The sequence below is a fragment of the uncultured Jatrophihabitans sp. genome (assembly GCF_964244045.1).
Classification (GTDB): Bacteria; Actinomycetota; Actinomycetes; order Mycobacteriales; family Jatrophihabitantaceae; genus Jatrophihabitans.
Genome location: NZ_CAXTHK010000049.1, coordinates 1 through 16,175 on the forward strand (window position 1 = coordinate 1; position 16,175 = coordinate 16,175).

The following is a 16,175-nucleotide window of genomic DNA, read 5'->3' on the forward strand; positions in this document are numbered from 1 at the left end:
CACTCCGGTCACCGCGATCAGGAACCCGACTTACACCACTCGGCGGGACTCTCCCGTAAGTGCGGATCAGTTCCATGTACGGGACCGTAGTGATTTTTCGGCCGAGTCGTCCACTGATGACCTTCCATCTGCACACAACTGACGGCCACACGGTTTCTTGAGGACGCCTCCGAGCCTCCGAGCTTCGATGAGCAGCTCTGACGCCTGTGGTGGGACGATCTTGGTGTGGCGCTCACAATCAACACCTCGCGCGCGTTCCGCACTAACGCCGAACTCACCAGCTTGATCGCGGCCGTGATAGCCGGGACCGAGCACGACGAGACGGGCTGGCTGGAGCTGAAGTCCACGCTCGACCTGTCCACCAAGGGTGCCCAGTTCGCTGTGGCTCGCGCGGTACTCGGCATGTCGAACCGCGACCCCGAGGCGGCGGCACAGTGGTGCGAGGGCACGGCCTACGTGATCGTCGGTGCGGACCACGACGGCTGCCACGGCATCACCACTGTCGACTTCGCCGTGCTGGAGAATGGATTGGCGCCATACCTGGGCACCGGGGCCGACGCGCCGCGCTGGTCTCCGCGGTACGTCGCCGTCGGCGACAAGACAGTCCTTGTGGTCACAATTGAGGCTTCGCAGTACGGCGACCGGATCAAGCCGCTGCGGAAGGAATCTGATACCGCCCGGGCCGGGGCCATCTTCGTGCGGGGCCAGGCCAAGACCGAGACCGCGACGCCCGGCGAGATCGCCATGCTGGAAGACCGGCGCGCCCGCGGACAGCAGGTACCTGCGATCGGCCTCACCGTAGTCGGTTCAGTCGCCAGCCCAGGCCTCGCTTGGGTGGAGGACTACTCAAATACCGTCACGGTGGCCGAGTGGCTGAGTAAAGAGCGCCGCGAAGTGACGGCGGGGGCGCCTGTTACCCCCCGCAAGACGGGCACGACCCTCGACCAGTTCCTGACAGGCCCAGGAGTGCTTGGCGGCCCACTAGACCGCCGGCCCGCGTTCGAGCGCGAAGTGCACGACTATCTGCAGACGTGCCGGACCCTTCTTCCGGCCGTCGTTCGCGGCGCCGCGTGTCGGACGGCCGCGAATAAACTCCGGGTCACCGCCATCAACCCGGAAGACACCACGATGGACGCCGTCCGAGTCATGGTCAAGATTGACGCCGAAGCAGCCGACGTATTCGACTTGCCTCCGCCTAACAGCAGGCTGCCACGCCGTCCGAAATACAACGACTCCCCATTCTCCATTCTGGCTGCGCCTACCAAGGTTCCGCGTGCGGCCGACCTGCACCTGGCGTCCCAGGCGCCGGGCGCTGTAGTTGTTGAGCGAGCTGGTCCCGTCTGGCGCGCGGTCTGGTCGATGGGGGACCTGCACCCCGAGCAGGAGATGCGGGGCGACGGGGTGACGGTGATCCCGCACCAGGGTGTTGATCTAGTCAAGATCAACTGGTCGGCAACAGCTCGGAACCGGCGAGGCGTAGTCACCGGCAGCCAGAGCTTCAGTGTGCTCACCGACCGGTGGATCGTGGTCACCAACGGGTCGGCGATCGCCCACGAGTAAGCCAGGTTTGGCAACAACAACCCTCGGCACCGCTTTGCACCCGACTTCGCCGCGAACTGCGCCCAGCCGGTCCAACTGGAGGCAATGTCGTCCCCCCATGCCGGCCTCAGCCCCGTGGCGATGAAGCAGGCCGATCACCGGCAGCCCGAGTCGGTCGGCGATGCGCTCAACAAACTCGGCCGTACCCAATCAACCGAACGGGTCGATGACATCACGCCCGAGCTTGTCGCGGGCAACCATGATCAAATTCTTGCGTGCTTGCTCCAGGTCCTTTTGTGCCGCGGACAAAGCGCCGAGCATCTCAGTCGTCCACTTCTCGCCGGCGACCGTGCGGCGGAGCTTCGCAGTCGCGCCGAAAGCAGGCTGTATGTCCGTAGCGGCTGACATCAAGACCCCGCAGGCGATCATCACCCGGTTCGCCGACGTAACGACCTTCCGATCTCCACGACTCAGAATGTCCGACCACGCCGCGTTCAGCGGCCCGTAGTCCTGCTGCAGCCAGTCGTGCAGTTCGAGAGGCTCGATCGGCTTCTTAATGCGAAAGAGGATGTCGAGGCCCTCGCCGACACCCGATCGGAGTTTGGCCGCGTCGCCGAGCGTCCGAGCACGCAAGGCCATAGCGAGCGACCGCGCGAGCATTTCCGTAACGACCCGGATGAGTGCATCGGCATCCTCGGCTTTGCCTCGGAGCCGTTCCTGGAACCACACCACTCCGAGGGATGACAAACCCGTGAGTGCCGCTGCGGCAAGCGCGGCGATTAGTGCCAGGGCGGCGTCGCTCATGTCGGGAACCTAACCCCGGTGTCCGACAGTCCCGCAGGCACGCGCTTCCCCGGGCTGGCCAAGCCCGGGCTCAGGACGAGAACAGGTCCATCACGGTCGTGAGGTTCCGTTCGCCGCGACACCAGTGCCGGGGTCGATCGAGATGCTGAATCGGCGATTACGCCCAGCGCGCGCATCAAGCCCGATGCCCTCACGATCGGGAGCACCGGGCGCAACGCCGAGCATGTGGAAGGTCGCAAATCCCTCGCAGAGGACCTTCCTGACTGACCGCCAATGCCCCCGCATGCGATCTGCTCAACCCTGACACTAACGCTGACTTTACATCCATGGGGGAGGCAAAGGTCCCGACCGAGGTTTGTTCTAGCTCCTCGGCAACGCTGGGCGGCTGCGCGAGGCTTGCGGCTTGGCGGTGGTGGCCGACAAGAAGGCCCTGCCCTTGACGGCCCGGTGACTACGAGGGGCTACTCCAGCAGGTGGCGTGGTTCCCCGAACTCGCCGGCTGCAACCCTGGCTAGGACCTCGCTAGCCCGCGACCGGTCCTCAGCGCCGCCCGAGGCCGCGCTCCGTACTGCGCGGTCGAAGAACGGCCGCATCTCGGTGATGGCGGCGCGCAGCGCTTCGTTCTCTTTGCGCAGGGCGATGACGTCTGAGGTGATCTCGCTGCTCAGATCACGCCTACGGGCGGGGTAGCCAAGCCGCTTGCGTACGACCTCGACGGTGACGCCCAGACCGGTCAGCATCTGTGCACCAAGGTTGCGGCGGTCAGTGAGCATGCCCAGCAGCAGGTGGTCGGTGGTGATGAACCGTCTGCGGTGCGCATCGTCGGGTGCCTGGCCACCCGTCGAGGTTAAGGCGCCTGCCCAGCTAAGAAGGGGCAGACCGACTTCGATTGCTGAACTCGTCAAAACCTCTGGGTGCAGGTAGATTCCGACGCATTGCCTAAATGGTTCTTGAGCCCCGTAGGAGGATTGCTTTGTGGTTTAGCGAATGGAAACCGCTGTTACGTCGAACATTGGTTGCGGGGTGCGCTGTTGCCGTGACCGGCGCGGGTGTTCTCGCGTTCGGCGATGGTGCCGCAGTCGCAGGATCCACCGCCCCTCCGCAGACCAATGGGTCTGTTGTCTACAGTTCGCCGGTGGCCAGCGTAGATTGCACGGCTGGCACCGCGTCGGCGGTGACGTTCAGTTTCCACTACGATGCCTCTCAGCTTCAGACTAGCTATTCGCTGGACATCGATGGCACCCTCGAGCCGTCAGATCCGCAAGGGGACGAAGAACCCCTGACGACTCAACAATTGACTGTTATCGCTGGCCAGAGCGAAACGGTGAGTTTTACTCTACCGATTTCGCCGCAATTCTCGTCCGACGGCTACGCCTTGGTTCGCGCTTCTGCTCCGAACGACTACGACTACGTCGTAGATCGTACTGCTCTGACGTGTCCTGCAACTGTCCCGGCGGCAGTGGTCACGCCGACCTTTTCCGTCGGGTCGGTCGACTGCAGCGGAAATGTGACCGTCGCCTACGACGCGACTAACGCCAGCCAGGACTGGAACCGCATAATCTTTCCGTCAACAGGCGGTTTCATCGTGGACGATCCCATCGCCAAGGGCAATAAGGACACGCAAATAATTAACGGGGTTTCTCCTGGCACAGTTCTAGAGTTCCAGTTCAACTCGTCTGGCCCAACTTTGGACGTGGGGCGAGTCGCCCTAACGTCATCGTGCGCGAGCGGGGGTGGTGGTGGCGGGACCACCCTGACCCCGCCGGCGTCGACCACCTGCAAGGGGTTCAATGATGTCTCGGCCTCGAACCCCTTCTGCCCGGACATCACGTGGTTGATCGACCAGAAGATCGCGACCGGCTACGCCGACGGCACCTTCAAGCCCGTGGCGTCGGTGACCCGTCAGGCGATGGCGGCGTTCCTCTACCGCTACGCCAACTCGAGCACCACACCAGCCGCGTGCACCACGAAGCCGTTCCCCGACGTCGCCACCAGCTCACCGTTCTGCGCTGACATCGCGGCGCTGAAGGCCTCTGGCGCGATCGCCGGTTACGCCGACGGCGGGTTCCACCCGACGGCCGCAGTGTCTCGTCAGGCCACCTCGGCGTTCCTCTACCGGCTCGCTAACCCGGGCAAGACCGCCCCGGCCTGCACCACGGCGGCGTTCAACGATGTTCCTGCGTCCAACCAATTCTGCGGCGACATCAACTACCTGGTCAGCGAGAAGGTCACCACCGGCTACAGCGACGGCGGGTTCCACCCCGCCGAAGCCGTGACCCGCCAGGCGATGGCCGCGTTCCTGCACCGCCTCTACACCGCAACGCACTAGCAGCACCGCAGTCGACCAGCCGCCCGTCAGCCCTCATCGGCTGGCGGGCGGCTTACTGTCGTTCCCGGGCCGTACCGTCGGTGGCGTGACCCGGCTCGAGCAGCTCCCCAGCGGCCACTGGATCGAGCGGTACGACTACGCGCCGGCCGACTGCCGCAACTGCGGGAAGCCGCTGCGCTCGCCGAACGTCTCGCTGGGCACGTCGATCTGCGACCTCCACGGGGCGCAGCGGGGGACTTCACCTGCCGGGCCTGCCACACCACCCACGTCGACTGCCCCTGTCGCGCCGTGGGACCGCAGTCGCTCGGCACCGGGTACTTCGGCGCCCGCCTGGGCAGTACGGACCCACCGCCGACTTCGGCGACAGTTGACTCCGTAACAGCTGCGCCAAAAAGCCTTGGCTAGGGCGGGAACTGCGGTGGCACACCTCAATATGCGTGTGATCACCTGAGTTGGCCCCACTTCGGTCGTCGTTCTGCATGAATGTTGGCCCCACCTGGGGTGGTGACCATTCCGCCTGGGTGGGTGCGGTGTGTCGTCACGAATGTTGGCCCCACCCTGGTTCAGATCGTCCCGTCCGGTTGTCGGCGGGAGGTCGGTCAGGTGCGGTCGAGGGTGGAACTGTTCGAGCAGATCAGGCGGGACCGGCGGCTTGAGGAGTTGTCGATCCGCGAGTTGGCCGACAAGCACGGTGTGCATCGACGGACAGTGCGACAGGCGCTGGCTGCGGCAGTTCCGCCGCCGCGCAAGTCCTACCCGGCGAGGGCGCGGCCGGCGATCGATCCGTTCGCGTCGGTCCGACTGGCGACCCTAACGGTTGGCCCGCAGTGGGCGCTCCTGGGGTAACCGCCGGTCTCGTTGGCGACGGGCCTGGGCCGCCGGAAGCGCCCGCTACGGCCACGCGGCGAGAGCCAGCGCCGCTTGGCTCCCGTCAGGGCACAGCGGGTGGTGGTCGGTACTCTCAGAGCTGAGCTTTGATGTAGAAGGAGGTGGAGTGTCGATGGGCCGTCTGCAAGCCATCTGGTTGGCATGCAGTCAAGCGCTCGCTATGAGTCCCGCGCCGTTGAGGCCCGGTGCTAGCCCTCTGCGGCGGGCGGCGACGAGGTACGACGTTAGCTGGCGCAGGAAGTACGCGGCGACGGAGCCAGTCGGCCGGCAAGAAAAATATCAACCGTTTAGGACTCTCGGCGTAAACCAAGCGGTTGCCGCTTCAGAGGGTTTAGGGCGATCGCACCGGAGTCCCGTACCGGAACCTCTCGTAGCTGCGCGACTCGAAGCTGCGTTGTCAGAGGCTGCGCGACTTGAAGCTGCATTAACCGGAACTGCACTACAAGAGGCTGAACTACGAGAGATTACTTCCCGAGCCCAGCAGGGGGCACAGGCACGGAAACTTGCTCAGATGGAAGCGCAGCTGAAACATCTTGCCGAGGTCCAGAAGATGATGGCGGCCAGAACAACGGAACTGTTCGCGAACTCAAACATGGGCTCCGCGTTAGCGTCAACGTCTCAGTTCGACGCAGTGCAACGCGCTGGCGACAAGATCATTGCTGACCTCATGTCTGCTTTGAAGATCGTGCGCGAGGCAACTTTATCGGCCAGCGACCTGGAAGATAATGTCGGTCAACCGGGTCTGTTCGACGAGCCGAGACAGCGGTGACTGACCCGGCAAGGCCGTATGACAGCCTGTTCGACACCGACGAGCTAGAGACCCTGGAGCGAATCAGTCCTGGTTCAGCGGAGTTTGTCATGGGCATGGTAAGAGTCGATATGCAGTGGCAGGCATCCCGTCAAGATCGGCTCGACCGATGGGACCACTCGACCCGCGTTCTCAGCATTTGGTTGACAATGATCGTCGTGCTCGGCGTCGCCGGCATGTCGGCGGCCGTGATCGCGACAGGTCACGATGTCGCTGGATCGGTTCTTGCTGGTGTCGACCTCGTGGCATTGGCCAACGTGTTCGTAAACGCTTGGCGGAGGGCGTAGCGACAGGCCCCCAAAAGCGGCGGCTGTCGAGCCTCTCGACCATCAGCGTCGCTTGAGCTTGAGCGCGATGCCTATACCGTCAAGCAGTACGCCCAGAAGTGCAACTGCAAGCGCAGCGGGGCCTACCGATCCGAGCTTGATCGGATCTGCGCTGGTCACATAGACCACGCCGACACCGGCGCCGATACCCGTAAGCATGGGGCCAACCGCAAGCGCAACGTCCGCGACCTTGTTTGAGGGCTGCCGAAGGCCCGTGTTAGCCGCCGCCTGACGAACGTACGCGGCCGAAACAGTATCTGCGTAGGCCCGCTCAGCGACACGCTCTGCTTCGCCGTAAAGATCCTCTCCATGCGCTCGCAACATTGCGCGCGCCTCACTGGTGGCCGCGTCCGACCACTTCATTTCTCGTCCAGGTGATGCGCCAGAACGACCTGTTCCCAGGCGTCGTCTGCGAGGGACCAGACAGGATGCTGATCCCGCTCACGAGGTGTACCCGCCACAATCCACCTGTCCATGGTTGCGAGAACCGTTGCGGCTAGTGCAGCGCCGATGATGGCCAGGACGGCGCTCGCGCCCCCGATCTTCGTGAAACCAACGAACGCCGAGACGGCACCAGCACCCGTAGTTAGCGCAGAAGTAGCTAGAGCAACAAAGCGCCCGCCCCGGAGCACCGAGGTTTCAAACCTGAGCTGCTGCTCGCGGCCGAGCGACGCCGAAGACTCCTCTGGCTGCTCCTCCTCCATGCCGAGAAGTAAACCACTGCGTGATCAAGCAAACGTTTCGACGACGAGCCCTTGGAGCCGAGCCGACTCGATCATGCGGCGCACGGTCGACGGGTACCACCGCGCACCGCTGTTGGGCGTCGGTACGCCGTCCGCGTCGAGAAGCGCGGCGGTGTCGGCCGCGTTCACGCTCTCGCCGATCAGGGCCACCATCCGCGCGCGCACATCGGGAGCGGTCAGCCGCGGTCACCATGCCGCGCTGCAGGCTCACGTCAGCCGCTTCGTGTTTACGCAACGTCAGATGATGCGCTCGCCCGTACCTGATCGAGTGCGGCGACAAGAACGTCGATCTCGTCTGAGGTGAACAGCGACTCCGGTCCTAGCGGCGCGAGGCCGGTGAACGGGGATTCATAAAGCTGGCCGGCCTCCATGACGCCGTTCTCGGTCAAGTAGGTGACGATCAGGTTAACGAAGTCGAGTTGGCTGGCGGTGAGCGTGCGGCCCTTGATGAAGGTGGACAGCGCCTCGGCCGCGGCGTCTCGATCGAGTCCGACGAGCCGCCGGACGAAGAGGCCGAGCCCTTTCGCCTGCTGAACTGCCGCGTCCAGGTCAGCCTGTTGCGCGAGGCCGGATTCGGCGAGCATGCGTTGCAGCTCGTCGAGGTCGGTCGCGGTGAGGGGTAGTGCGCGGCGGAGTTTCTGTAGGGCGACGTGGTCTTCGTGGGCTCGTAGGTAGACCCGGACCTTGGCGTGAAAGCGCTGCATGTCGGTGCCGACGGGCAGGCCAGAGAGGGTGATCTCCGTGGCCTCGCCGAGCTGGTCGACGAAGTCGGTGTAGACGATCAGGCGGCGAGCCTTGTCGATCAATCGCACGAGCAGCCGGATGCGACGGCGAACGAGTTCGAGCATCGGCAAGGTGACGTCGACCCACCAGTCCTCGCCCGCGATCTCGTCGAGCAGTTCCTGCTGCTCACGCACGGCGGGGATGTTGGTGACCTCGAGCAGCGCAGAGGCGATCTCGCGGACCTGGTCGCGGAGCCGGTCGAAGCTGGGCTCGGCGTTGAGCACCGCGAGCTGCAGCCGCAGGATGAGCAGGTCGAACCGTTTGGCCTGCTCGTCGTCGTCACGCACGGTGCTGGGCAGCCCGGAGAGGTGTTCTGCCGCCTCGCCGGCTTCTGGGCGGGTGAGGTTCTCCCACCGGTCGAGGTCTTCGTAGATTTCGACCCAGCGGCGTTTGGGCCGGACGACGAAGTTGTCGACGTTCATGCCGACAACGATGTCGTGCAGGCTGTAGGCGACGTCGCGGCGCAGGGCGATCTCGCTCGTGGTGCCGTCCGCGGTCTCGACTGCCGCTACGTCCTGCGGGAGGGTGTGGTCGATGCCGGTGATCAGCTCGAGGCGGGCCTTGAACAGCCTTTGCGCTAGGGACTCGGCGAGGCGTCCGTCGGCTGCCGCGGGGTCGGTGTTGAAGAACTCGAGGTTGCCGCAGAAGTCGAAGATGTAGAAGTCGGTTTTGTGGTCTCCGGGGCCGTAGAGGTCGGGGCAGAGCCGGGTGCCGCGGCCGAGCATTTGCCAGAACTTGGTCTTGGATCTGACGGGCTTGAAGAAGACGAGGTTGACGACCTCGGGCACGTCGATGCCTGTGTCGAGCATGTCGACCGAGATGGCGATGTGCGGCGCCTTGTCCTTGATCAAGAAGTCGTTGATCAGGGTCTGGGCGTACTCGGTCTTGTAGGTGACCACCCGGGCAAACGCCCCGGCGTATTCGGGGTAGTTGGCGTCGAAGCGGTCGCGGATGAACTCGGCGTGGGCGTTGTTGCGGGCGAAGATGATCGTCTTGCCCAGCCGGTCACCGCCGGCCACCTTGTGGCCGGTGGTCATCAGGGTGGCCAGCATCTTGTCGACGGTGTCGGCGTTGAACAGCCACTTGTTCACCGCGTCGGACACGACCAGATCGGGGACGTCGCCGTCCTCGTCCCAGTCGCGGGCGTCCCACTCGTCCTTTTCCTCGTCGGTGAGGTCGTCGTACTTGATGCCCTCCCGGGGGAACTTCAGCGGCACGCTGACCGCGCGGGGTGGGACGAGGTAGCCCTCGGTCACGGCCTCGTCGAGGGGGTAGGCGTCGGTGGGGACGCCGTCCTCGAGGTGGAACAGCCGGTAGGTGTTGCGGTCGATCTCGTCCTTCGGGGTCGCGGTGAGCCCCACCAACAGGGAGTCGAACCAGGAGAAAATCGCGCCGTACTTCTGATACACCGAGCGGTGGGCTTCGTCGATGATCACCAGGTCGAAGTAACCCGGCCCGAAGCGGCGTTCGTCGCCGGCGCCCTCGTTGATCAGCCCCATCATCGTCGGGTACGTGGAGATGTAGACGCGGCCGTCGGTGGTCTTCTCGGTCACCAGGTTGACCGGTGACGCCTCGGGCAGATGAGCCTTGAAGGCGTTCACGGCCTGATTGACCAGCGCGACCCGGTCGGCGAGGAACAGCACCCGCTTGGCCCAGTTGGCCCGCATCAGCAGGTCGACCAGCGCGATCACCGTGCGGGTCTTGCCAGCGCCGGTGGCCATCACCACCAGGGCCTGGCGCTGGTTTCCGGTCTCGAACGCCTCACCAATACGGCGGATCGCACGGTGCTGGTAATGCCGCTCCACGATCTCTGCGTTGATCGGCAGCTCCGCGAGTACGCGGCGGGTGGTGCGCCGCTGCACCAGCAGGGCGAGTTCGTCCTTGGTGTAGAAACCCTGGACCTGCCGCGGCGGGTAGGTCGTGTCGTCCCAGAGGAACGTCTCGTAGCCGTTGGTGTAGAAGATCACCGGCCGCTGCCCGAACCGGGCCTGAAGGCAGTCGGCGTAGAGCTTGGCCTGCTGCTGACCGACCGTTGCGTCCCGGCGGGTGCGTTTGGCCTCGACCAGACCGAGGGGCTTGCCGTCATCACCCCACAGGACGTAGTCGACGAAGCCCTTGCCTTGGTTGTTCGGCATCCCGGAGACCTCGAACTCGCGGTCCTCGCGGCGGTCGAGCGCCCAGCCGGCCTCCTTCAACATCACGTCGATGTACAGGTCGCGGGTCGTGGCCTCGTCATAGTCGTGGTCATCGGGACGCGCCTCGTTGACGGCCTTGGCCACCACGACCTGCGCCCGCAATGCGACAAGCTCGGCCTCGAGCGATTCGCTTCGCTCGCGTTCCCGCTCTAGCTGCTCGTCCTGCTCGTGCAGGCGGCGCTCCTGCTCCTGCAGCTCGGCCTGCCGCTTCAACCGCACCTCGGCCGGCACCGGCCGCGGGATCAGCGCAGCGTCGAACCTGAGCCCAGCGTCGGGCACATTGTTGGGGTCGCGGGAGTAGCGGCTCGCTATCCAGAACAACACCTGGAACAGCTGGCCCAAAGTGGGGATCGACTCGCTCGTCGTGACCGGCCGGGTCTTATGCACCGCACCGTTGCCCTGGCTACGGATCAGGTCCATCTTCGCCTGAATGTCATTGCCGACCAGCGCCCGCAGCGATGGCTCAAACAACATCGCGGACAGATCGTCCCGGTACGGCTTCACCAGCGCGACGTCGGCGTCGTACAACCAGTTGACCGCCAGCTCCAGACATCGCCGCGCGTAGAAACACGAGGTCCGCGGATCAGCAACACCGTTTCGCTCGGCGCGTGCGGCCTCGGCGAAAAGTGCGGGCCACTCGGGACGCAGGAACGCGAAGTTACTCACCGCGCTCCTTCCGCTTGCCGACCTGGATCATTTCAGAGGAGTCCGGCAAACGCTCGTTGCTGTAAGGACGCAAATAGCTCGTCGATCCAGAGGAGCTGGGCATCGTTCTCGTGCCGGGTTCGTTTCACGAGGTCGAGCCGAACCGCGAATGCACGTTGGTCATGCCGCGGCGGCAGGCTTATCGGGGTCCGCTTCACGTCGGTTGTGGTGATTGTGTTGAGACCAGATGTCGTCTTTGCAGAACGAAGCAAGAAACGTCTTCCAGCTGACGAGTTCAGATACACCGCGCCGAACTGCGGGTCGATGATCTCTTGATCAAACCTCACTCGGATCAAATGATTCTGATGCACGCAGCCGGACACAGATCCGTCCCACAGTGCCGATCGTCCAATCTCGTTCGGGTTGCCATGGCCTTCAACGACAAGGAGGTCGCCAGTCTGCAGGCTAGTACGAGCAATCTCGGAGTCAGTCGCGTTCAAGGTCTTGATCTCGGATAGGTCGAGCCTCTCCCGGTGGACATTGGCCACCCGGAGGTATGGGACCTTGGTCGGTAGGCGGGCGCGCGCACTGCTCACCTGGAGACCCCCTTGCACATCGGCGACTTCACCGACGATTCCCATCTCAAGCTGTTTGCTATTCGTCGCAGGCTCGCCAAACATGTCGAGAAAGATCGACTGTGTGAGGTCGTCGAGGAGGGTGAGGGCTTCGCGCCGCCTGACGCGCAGTGCGTCGGCGCGGTCCAGGATGTCCGCGATCCGCCGCTGCTCTTCGAGTGCCGGCAGCGGTAGTCGAATATGAACAAGCTCGCTCTTGCGCAGCGCCGGGACCGTGGTGGATGACGCAAGTGCATAGAGGTCGACCGTGCGTAGGAAGTGGTAGAGGTAGCGACTGGCAACTTCCGGCCCGGGAATGGCCGCCATGGCGTTGTTGTCGATCATCATTGCCCGCCCGGCAACAACCCGGTGGTTCTGCCGGATAGCCTCGCCGATCTTGGCAAATAGGACGCTACCGGCGGGCACGGGCCTCGACCGAAGGCGAAGCAGGTCGTTCTCGTCGACAAAGTGATCTGCAGTCGCAAGTATCGAGTTGCCCGATCGTCCCCCTCTCGAAATGTCGCCGACTTTCGCCAGCGGGTAGTCGCCAAAGTTCCGCCCTTGAAGATCGACGGGAAACCCAACTCCTGCCTGGAGGGTGGCGACCTCGCCAAGCCGTGCCAGGCGAGCCGTCAACGGAGCGCTGCCTTCAACTCGGCAAGGCCTTGTTGGATGTCGCCCTCGAGAGCTTCGAGGTCGGCGATGATCTCAAGTGGCGCGCGATGCTCTACCTCTTTGTGGACTACTTCTTTGTAGCGATTGAGCGACAAATCGTAGCCATGGGCAGCGATGTCGGCCTTTGGCACGCAGAAGGACTGCGCTGTTCGCTCGTCCGACCGCTCTTCCTCATCTCGTCCCCGCCATCGCTTGAGCGCATCGGGCAAGTTGTTCTTCGCGTGATCGCCATCGTTCAGAGGGCTTGTCGGGCGCACGCCGAGTTTGTCGTCCGACAGCAGCGGACCGCGCTTGTCGTCGAGCGACCAGCCGTCGGCCGTCAACTCGTAGAACCAGACGTTGTCCGTGCCGCCCACGCCGGTCTTGGTGAACATCAGGATGGCTGTGGAGACTCCGGCGTATGGCTTGAACACGCCGCTTGGCAGCTTGACGACACCGTCGAGCTTCTGATTCTCGACGAGCGTGCGCCGCAGTTCCTTGTGCGCCTTTGACGACCCGAACAGCACGCCGTCGGGCACGATGACGGCGGCCCGTCCACCGATCTTGAGCAGCCGCAGGAATAACGCAAGGAACAGCAGCTCGGTCTTCTTCGTCTTCACGATCTGCTGCAGGTCCTTGGCGGTCGACTCGTAGTCGAGTGAGCCCGCGAATGGCGGGTTCGCCAGGATGAGCGAGTACAGCTCGGCGTCGCCACTGGCGCCGTCGGAGAGGGAGTCGCGGTAACGGATGTCGGGTGCCTCGATGCCGTGCAGCAGCATGTTCATGCTGCCGATCCGCAGCATGGTGCCGTCGAAGTCGTACCCGTGGAACATGCTGTGATGAAAGTGCCGGTTGGACTCGGCGTCGAGCAGCAGCTCCGGGTGGTCGCGGCGCAGGTACTCGCTCGCGCCGACGAGGAACCCGGCGGTGCCGCAGGCCGGGTCGCAGATGTCATCCTTGGCCGTGGGCGCCATCATCTCGACCATCAGCTGGATGATGTGGCGGGGTGTGCGGAACTGTCCGTTCTGGCCGGCGCTGGCGATCTTGCCCAGCATGTACTCATACAGGTCGCCGTTGGTGTCGCGGTCGACCATCGGGATCTCGGCAAGCATGTCCACGACTCGGGTCAGAAGGCCGGCGTTGGGAATGGTGAAGCGGGCGTCCTTCATGTGGGTCGAGTAGGTCGATCCCTCGCCGCCGAGGGTCTGCAGGAACGGGAACACCTCGGTGGCGACGATGGTGAACATCTCGTTCGGGCCGACCTGGCGGAAGTTCTTCCACCGCCGCTCGTCGTCGGGGCCGGTGAAAATGGCGCCCTCCACGGGCTTCCCGGTCCGGTTGGCCTTGTTCTCGGCCATGGTCTGCAGCTCGTCCAACCGCCGGATGAACAGCAGGTAGGTGATCTGCTCGATCACCTCGAGCGGGTTGGAGATCCCGCCGGACCAGAAGGCGTTCCAGACCTGGTCGACCTTGCTCTTCAGCTCACCGGTGATCACGTCGGCAGAATAGCCGGGGCGGTTTCTGCGGTGGCGCTAACACGTCTGGAAGCGGGCGATCCGGCACCCTGGAAAGCACGAAACCCCGCGGCCGGCCCGAAGGCCGGCCGCGGGGTTGGTGCGAGTTGGTCAGTCGTGGAACCTGCAGGTAGCGGTAGAGCATGGTGGTGCTCGTGCCCACCGCCGAGGCGAAGTACCTAGGCACAACCTACGACGAGATACGCGACGAGCAGGCGCGGTAGTCACCGCGGTGGCCTGTCACCTTTACTTCCCCGGTGGTGCATGTTGAGCGAGCGGACCAACCTACTTGGCACCCATGACGCGAGAGATGAACTCTGCGACCGGAAACCAGTTCGTGGCCTTACCCGCCGGCAACGCGGAGCTGACCTCGTAAGCCTTGGTCTTCCATTCGCCAGAAGCGATGTCCGCAGCCAAGAGCTTGCCGTTGACCCCGCCGGAACGGCCGACCCATGCAACCGACTGGTCCCCTGCTTCCGAAGCGGCGACGATCTCGGCGCCGGCCAACTTCTGTTCAGCGTTTTGACCCCACAGCGAGTCCTTCGAGGCCAGTTCGGGGTATCGGTGTAGTGCTTCGCGTAGCACCTTCAGCCAGTAGGCCGGTGCCGTGTTCCGGTACGCGACGAGCAGGGACTCCCAGGTGATGACCGGTGCCTGCAATCCCGGTCCGGTTTCTGCTGCCAGGGCCTGCGGCAGCAGCAGAACATGCCGGACAGCCACGGGATTCGCTCCCAGACGCGCGGCCCAGTAGTCGACCAGCACGCTCTGCCGGCGATACTGCGCGTTCAAGGAGGCCGCGTTGGGCCGATGAAACATCTTCGCCTCGATGGCCAACAACCAGCCTGGCCCGCGAAGGACGACATCTGGAGTGTCGGCGTTCTTCGGACGATGGGCGAAGCGAGCCTTATCGGCGTCGGTGTAGACCGACTCGGCGAAGCTGTACTCAGTGAAGAACTGCACGACGTCGAGATCGTCCAGGTCGATGTCCGTCAACCCGCACAATTCCATTAGACGATTCAGGTCGGCAAACCCGTTGCCGGTGACGATCGTCGGCAGCACCGTTCCGGTGTAGAACCGTTCCTTCCGGTTCACCGGTAGCTGGTGGAGGTCCGCATCCGCTGGAAGTGTCGCCTCATGCAGTACGTCGGCCCAGCCCCCCAGTCGGGCCGCGAAGTTGAGATCGGGTGCTCGTAGCGTCGCCGTACCGGCAGGCCCGCTGAAGGTGACGCAGCTATCTGATTCCCGGCGAGCGGTTTCGATGGGCCACACCGAGCCAGGATGCCCGGCGTACATGGGCTCCAGAGTTTCGAACCAAAGAAGCGCGATCTGAGGAAGGTCGCCGTATCCCGCTCCCACTTCGGGACCGAACACGCTGTTTGCTGATCTCGGCCGCAGCACGACCGCGTCCGTGCGGCGACGCTCACCGGCCGGAGAATCGATCGTCACTAGCAAGAAGGGCACGTCAGGCACCATCTCCAGCGCCTGCGCGACTGACGAGACCGGCAACTCGACTGCGTAATCCATCCGGGCACCTTGACACACAAACCCAGCTTCTGTGTCCTGACACGTTCAGCATCGGCGACCGCCGTCACGCAGACACCTCCAACGCCCCGGCCCATCTGCCAGTGGCTCAAGTGAGAAAACCCCGCGACCGGCCCGAAGGCCAGCCGCGGGGTCAGGGTGTGGGGTGGCTAGTCGTGGACGTGCAGGTAGCGGTACAGCGTTGTCGTGCTCGTGCCGACCGCCGAGGCGATCTGGTCGACAGTTAGCTGGCGTAGGTCGTACAAGCGCTGGGCCTCGCGTTCTTGGGCGGAGGTGAACGAGCGCCGGCGGCCACCGACTCGACCACGGGCACGAGCAGCGGCAAGGCCGGACTGGGTGCGCTCTACCAGCAACTCGCGTTCCATGGCGGCCACGGCGCCGACGATGGTGAACACCAGCCGCCCGGCGGGGGTGGCGGTGTCGACGCCGAGGTTCAGGATGCGAAGCCCAACCCGCTGTTCATCGAGGTGGTCGAGCAGCCGGCCGAGGTCCCCGGTGTTCCGGCCGAGCCTGGACAGCTCTACGACGACGAGCGTGTCGCCGGCGCGGAGATGCGCCAGGCAGGCGTGCCATTGCGGGCGGTCGGCTCCCCGCTTGCCGGAGGCGGCCTCGGAGAAAATCCGCTCGCATCCATGGGCGCGTAGTTCGTCGATCTGCCGGTCGAGGTTCTGGTCTGGTGTGGAGACGCGGGCGTACCCGATGAGCTGGGACATGTGGTGCTCCTTCTGGTGGTTGCCCGGGAGAGTCCCGCCGAGTGGTGTAAGTCGGGTTCCTGATCGTGGTGACCGGTG

At 64.4% G+C, this 16,175-nt stretch carries 14 protein-coding genes and 1 pseudogene; 5 read left to right on the top strand and 10 right to left on the bottom strand.

Translation table 11 applies throughout. The features are described 5' to 3' along the window. Positions 1-282: 282 nt before the first annotated feature. Entirely contained in the window at positions 283-1,560 is a 1,278-nt protein-coding gene (locus tag ACFFC4_RS20735) for a hypothetical protein (protein WP_375504423.1), read from the top strand. A 189-nt stretch (positions 1,561-1,749) separates the two neighbouring features. Here the strand turns inward: ACFFC4_RS20735 and ACFFC4_RS20740 are convergent, their stop codons facing one another. Together ACFFC4_RS20740 and ACFFC4_RS20745 are read right to left on the bottom strand one after the other, a co-directional pair. Next, the gene (locus tag ACFFC4_RS20740; RefSeq protein ID WP_375504425.1) at positions 1,750-2,343 is read right to left on the bottom strand and encodes a hypothetical protein; all 594 of its coding nucleotides are present in this window, start codon (positions 2,341-2,343) and stop codon (positions 1,750-1,752) included. A 461-nt stretch (positions 2,344-2,804) separates the two neighbouring features. After that, positions 2,805-3,248 (bottom strand): Clp protease N-terminal domain-containing protein, encoded by a 444-nt coding sequence (locus tag ACFFC4_RS20745; protein WP_375504427.1) that lies wholly within the window; start codon positions 3,246-3,248, stop codon positions 2,805-2,807. A gap of 230 nt (positions 3,249-3,478) precedes the next feature. Between ACFFC4_RS20745 and ACFFC4_RS20750 the strand changes: the two genes are divergently transcribed. The 4 genes and pseudogenes from ACFFC4_RS20750 to ACFFC4_RS20765 all read left to right on the top strand — a co-directional run bounded on the left by ACFFC4_RS20750 (position 3,479) and on the right by ACFFC4_RS20765 (position 6,655). Further along, on the top strand, positions 3,479-4,672 hold the full coding sequence (locus ACFFC4_RS20750; RefSeq protein ID WP_375504429.1) for an S-layer homology domain-containing protein: 1,194 nt from the start codon (positions 3,479-3,481) through the stop codon (positions 4,670-4,672). Between the two features lie 603 nt (positions 4,673-5,275). After that, positions 5,276-5,461: pseudogene (locus ACFFC4_RS20755) on the top strand (IS21 family transposase); the annotation flags it as partial. A gap of 610 nt (positions 5,462-6,071) precedes the next feature. After that, the gene (locus ACFFC4_RS20760; RefSeq protein WP_375504431.1) at positions 6,072-6,329 is read left to right on the top strand and encodes a hypothetical protein; all 258 of its coding nucleotides are present in this window, start codon (positions 6,072-6,074) and stop codon (positions 6,327-6,329) included. Beyond that, positions 6,326-6,655, top strand: a complete 330-nt coding sequence (locus tag ACFFC4_RS20765; protein ID WP_375504433.1) for a hypothetical protein — start codon at positions 6,326-6,328, stop codon at positions 6,653-6,655. The genes ACFFC4_RS20760 and ACFFC4_RS20765 overlap by 4 nt, the downstream gene beginning before the upstream one ends. A gap of 42 nt (positions 6,656-6,697) precedes the next feature. On the opposite strand, the gene ACFFC4_RS20770 is transcribed toward ACFFC4_RS20765, so the two are convergent. From ACFFC4_RS20770 to ACFFC4_RS20805, 8 genes are all read right to left on the bottom strand, one after another. Beyond that, positions 6,698-7,057, bottom strand: coding sequence for a hypothetical protein (locus tag ACFFC4_RS20770; RefSeq protein WP_375504435.1), 360 nt, complete (start codon positions 7,055-7,057; stop codon positions 6,698-6,700). Beyond that, positions 7,054-7,398: a hypothetical protein gene (locus ACFFC4_RS20775; protein WP_375504436.1), complete on the bottom strand. Its 345-nt coding sequence runs from the start codon at positions 7,396-7,398 to the stop codon at positions 7,054-7,056. The genes ACFFC4_RS20770 and ACFFC4_RS20775 overlap by 4 nt, the downstream gene beginning before the upstream one ends. 24 nt (positions 7,399-7,422) lie before the next feature. Next, positions 7,423-7,590: a recombinase family protein gene (locus ACFFC4_RS20780; RefSeq protein WP_375504438.1), complete on the bottom strand. Its 168-nt coding sequence runs from the start codon at positions 7,588-7,590 to the stop codon at positions 7,423-7,425. 74 nt (positions 7,591-7,664) lie between these two features. Next, positions 7,665-11,081, bottom strand: coding sequence for a DEAD/DEAH box helicase family protein (locus ACFFC4_RS20785; protein ID WP_375504440.1), 3,417 nt, complete (start codon positions 11,079-11,081; stop codon positions 7,665-7,667). A gap of 32 nt (positions 11,082-11,113) precedes the next feature. Then, positions 11,114-12,310 (bottom strand): restriction endonuclease subunit S, encoded by a 1,197-nt coding sequence (locus ACFFC4_RS20790; protein ID WP_375504442.1) that lies wholly within the window; start codon positions 12,308-12,310, stop codon positions 11,114-11,116. After that, entirely contained in the window at positions 12,307-13,824 is a 1,518-nt protein-coding gene (locus ACFFC4_RS20795) for an N-6 DNA methylase (RefSeq protein WP_375504444.1), read from the bottom strand. Before ACFFC4_RS20795 ends, ACFFC4_RS20790 begins: the two co-directional genes overlap by 4 nt. 303 nt (positions 13,825-14,127) lie before the next feature. Next, positions 14,128-15,366, bottom strand: a complete 1,239-nt coding sequence (locus tag ACFFC4_RS20800; RefSeq protein ID WP_375504446.1) for a hypothetical protein — start codon at positions 15,364-15,366, stop codon at positions 14,128-14,130. Between the two features lie 167 nt (positions 15,367-15,533). Next, the gene (locus ACFFC4_RS20805) at positions 15,534-16,097 is read right to left on the bottom strand and encodes a recombinase family protein (protein ID WP_375504448.1); all 564 of its coding nucleotides are present in this window, start codon (positions 16,095-16,097) and stop codon (positions 15,534-15,536) included. Positions 16,098-16,175: the final 78 nt, after the last annotated feature.

Excerpts from the sequence above, each read along its gene's own strand:
- ACFFC4_RS20740 (WP_375504425.1), bottom strand. The coding sequence starts at position 2,343 with ATGAGCGACGCCGCCCTGGCACTAATCGCCGCGCTTGCCGCAGCGGCA.
- ACFFC4_RS20805 (WP_375504448.1), bottom strand. The coding sequence starts at position 16,097 with ATGTCCCAGCTCATCGGGTACGCCCGCGTCTCCACACCAGACCAGAAC.
- ACFFC4_RS20760 (WP_375504431.1), top strand. The coding sequence starts at position 6,072 with ATGGAAGCGCAGCTGAAACATCTTGCCGAGGTCCAGAAGATGATGGCG.
- ACFFC4_RS20770 (WP_375504435.1), bottom strand. The coding sequence starts at position 7,057 with ATGAAGTGGTCGGACGCGGCCACCAGTGAGGCGCGCGCAATGTTGCGA.
- ACFFC4_RS20800 (WP_375504446.1), bottom strand. The coding sequence starts at position 15,366 with ATGGATTACGCAGTCGAGTTGCCGGTCTCGTCAGTCGCGCAGGCGCTG.
- ACFFC4_RS20780 (WP_375504438.1), bottom strand. The coding sequence starts at position 7,590 with ATGGTGGCCCTGATCGGCGAGAGCGTGAACGCGGCCGACACCGCCGCG.
- ACFFC4_RS20775 (WP_375504436.1), bottom strand. The coding sequence starts at position 7,398 with ATGGAGGAGGAGCAGCCAGAGGAGTCTTCGGCGTCGCTCGGCCGCGAG.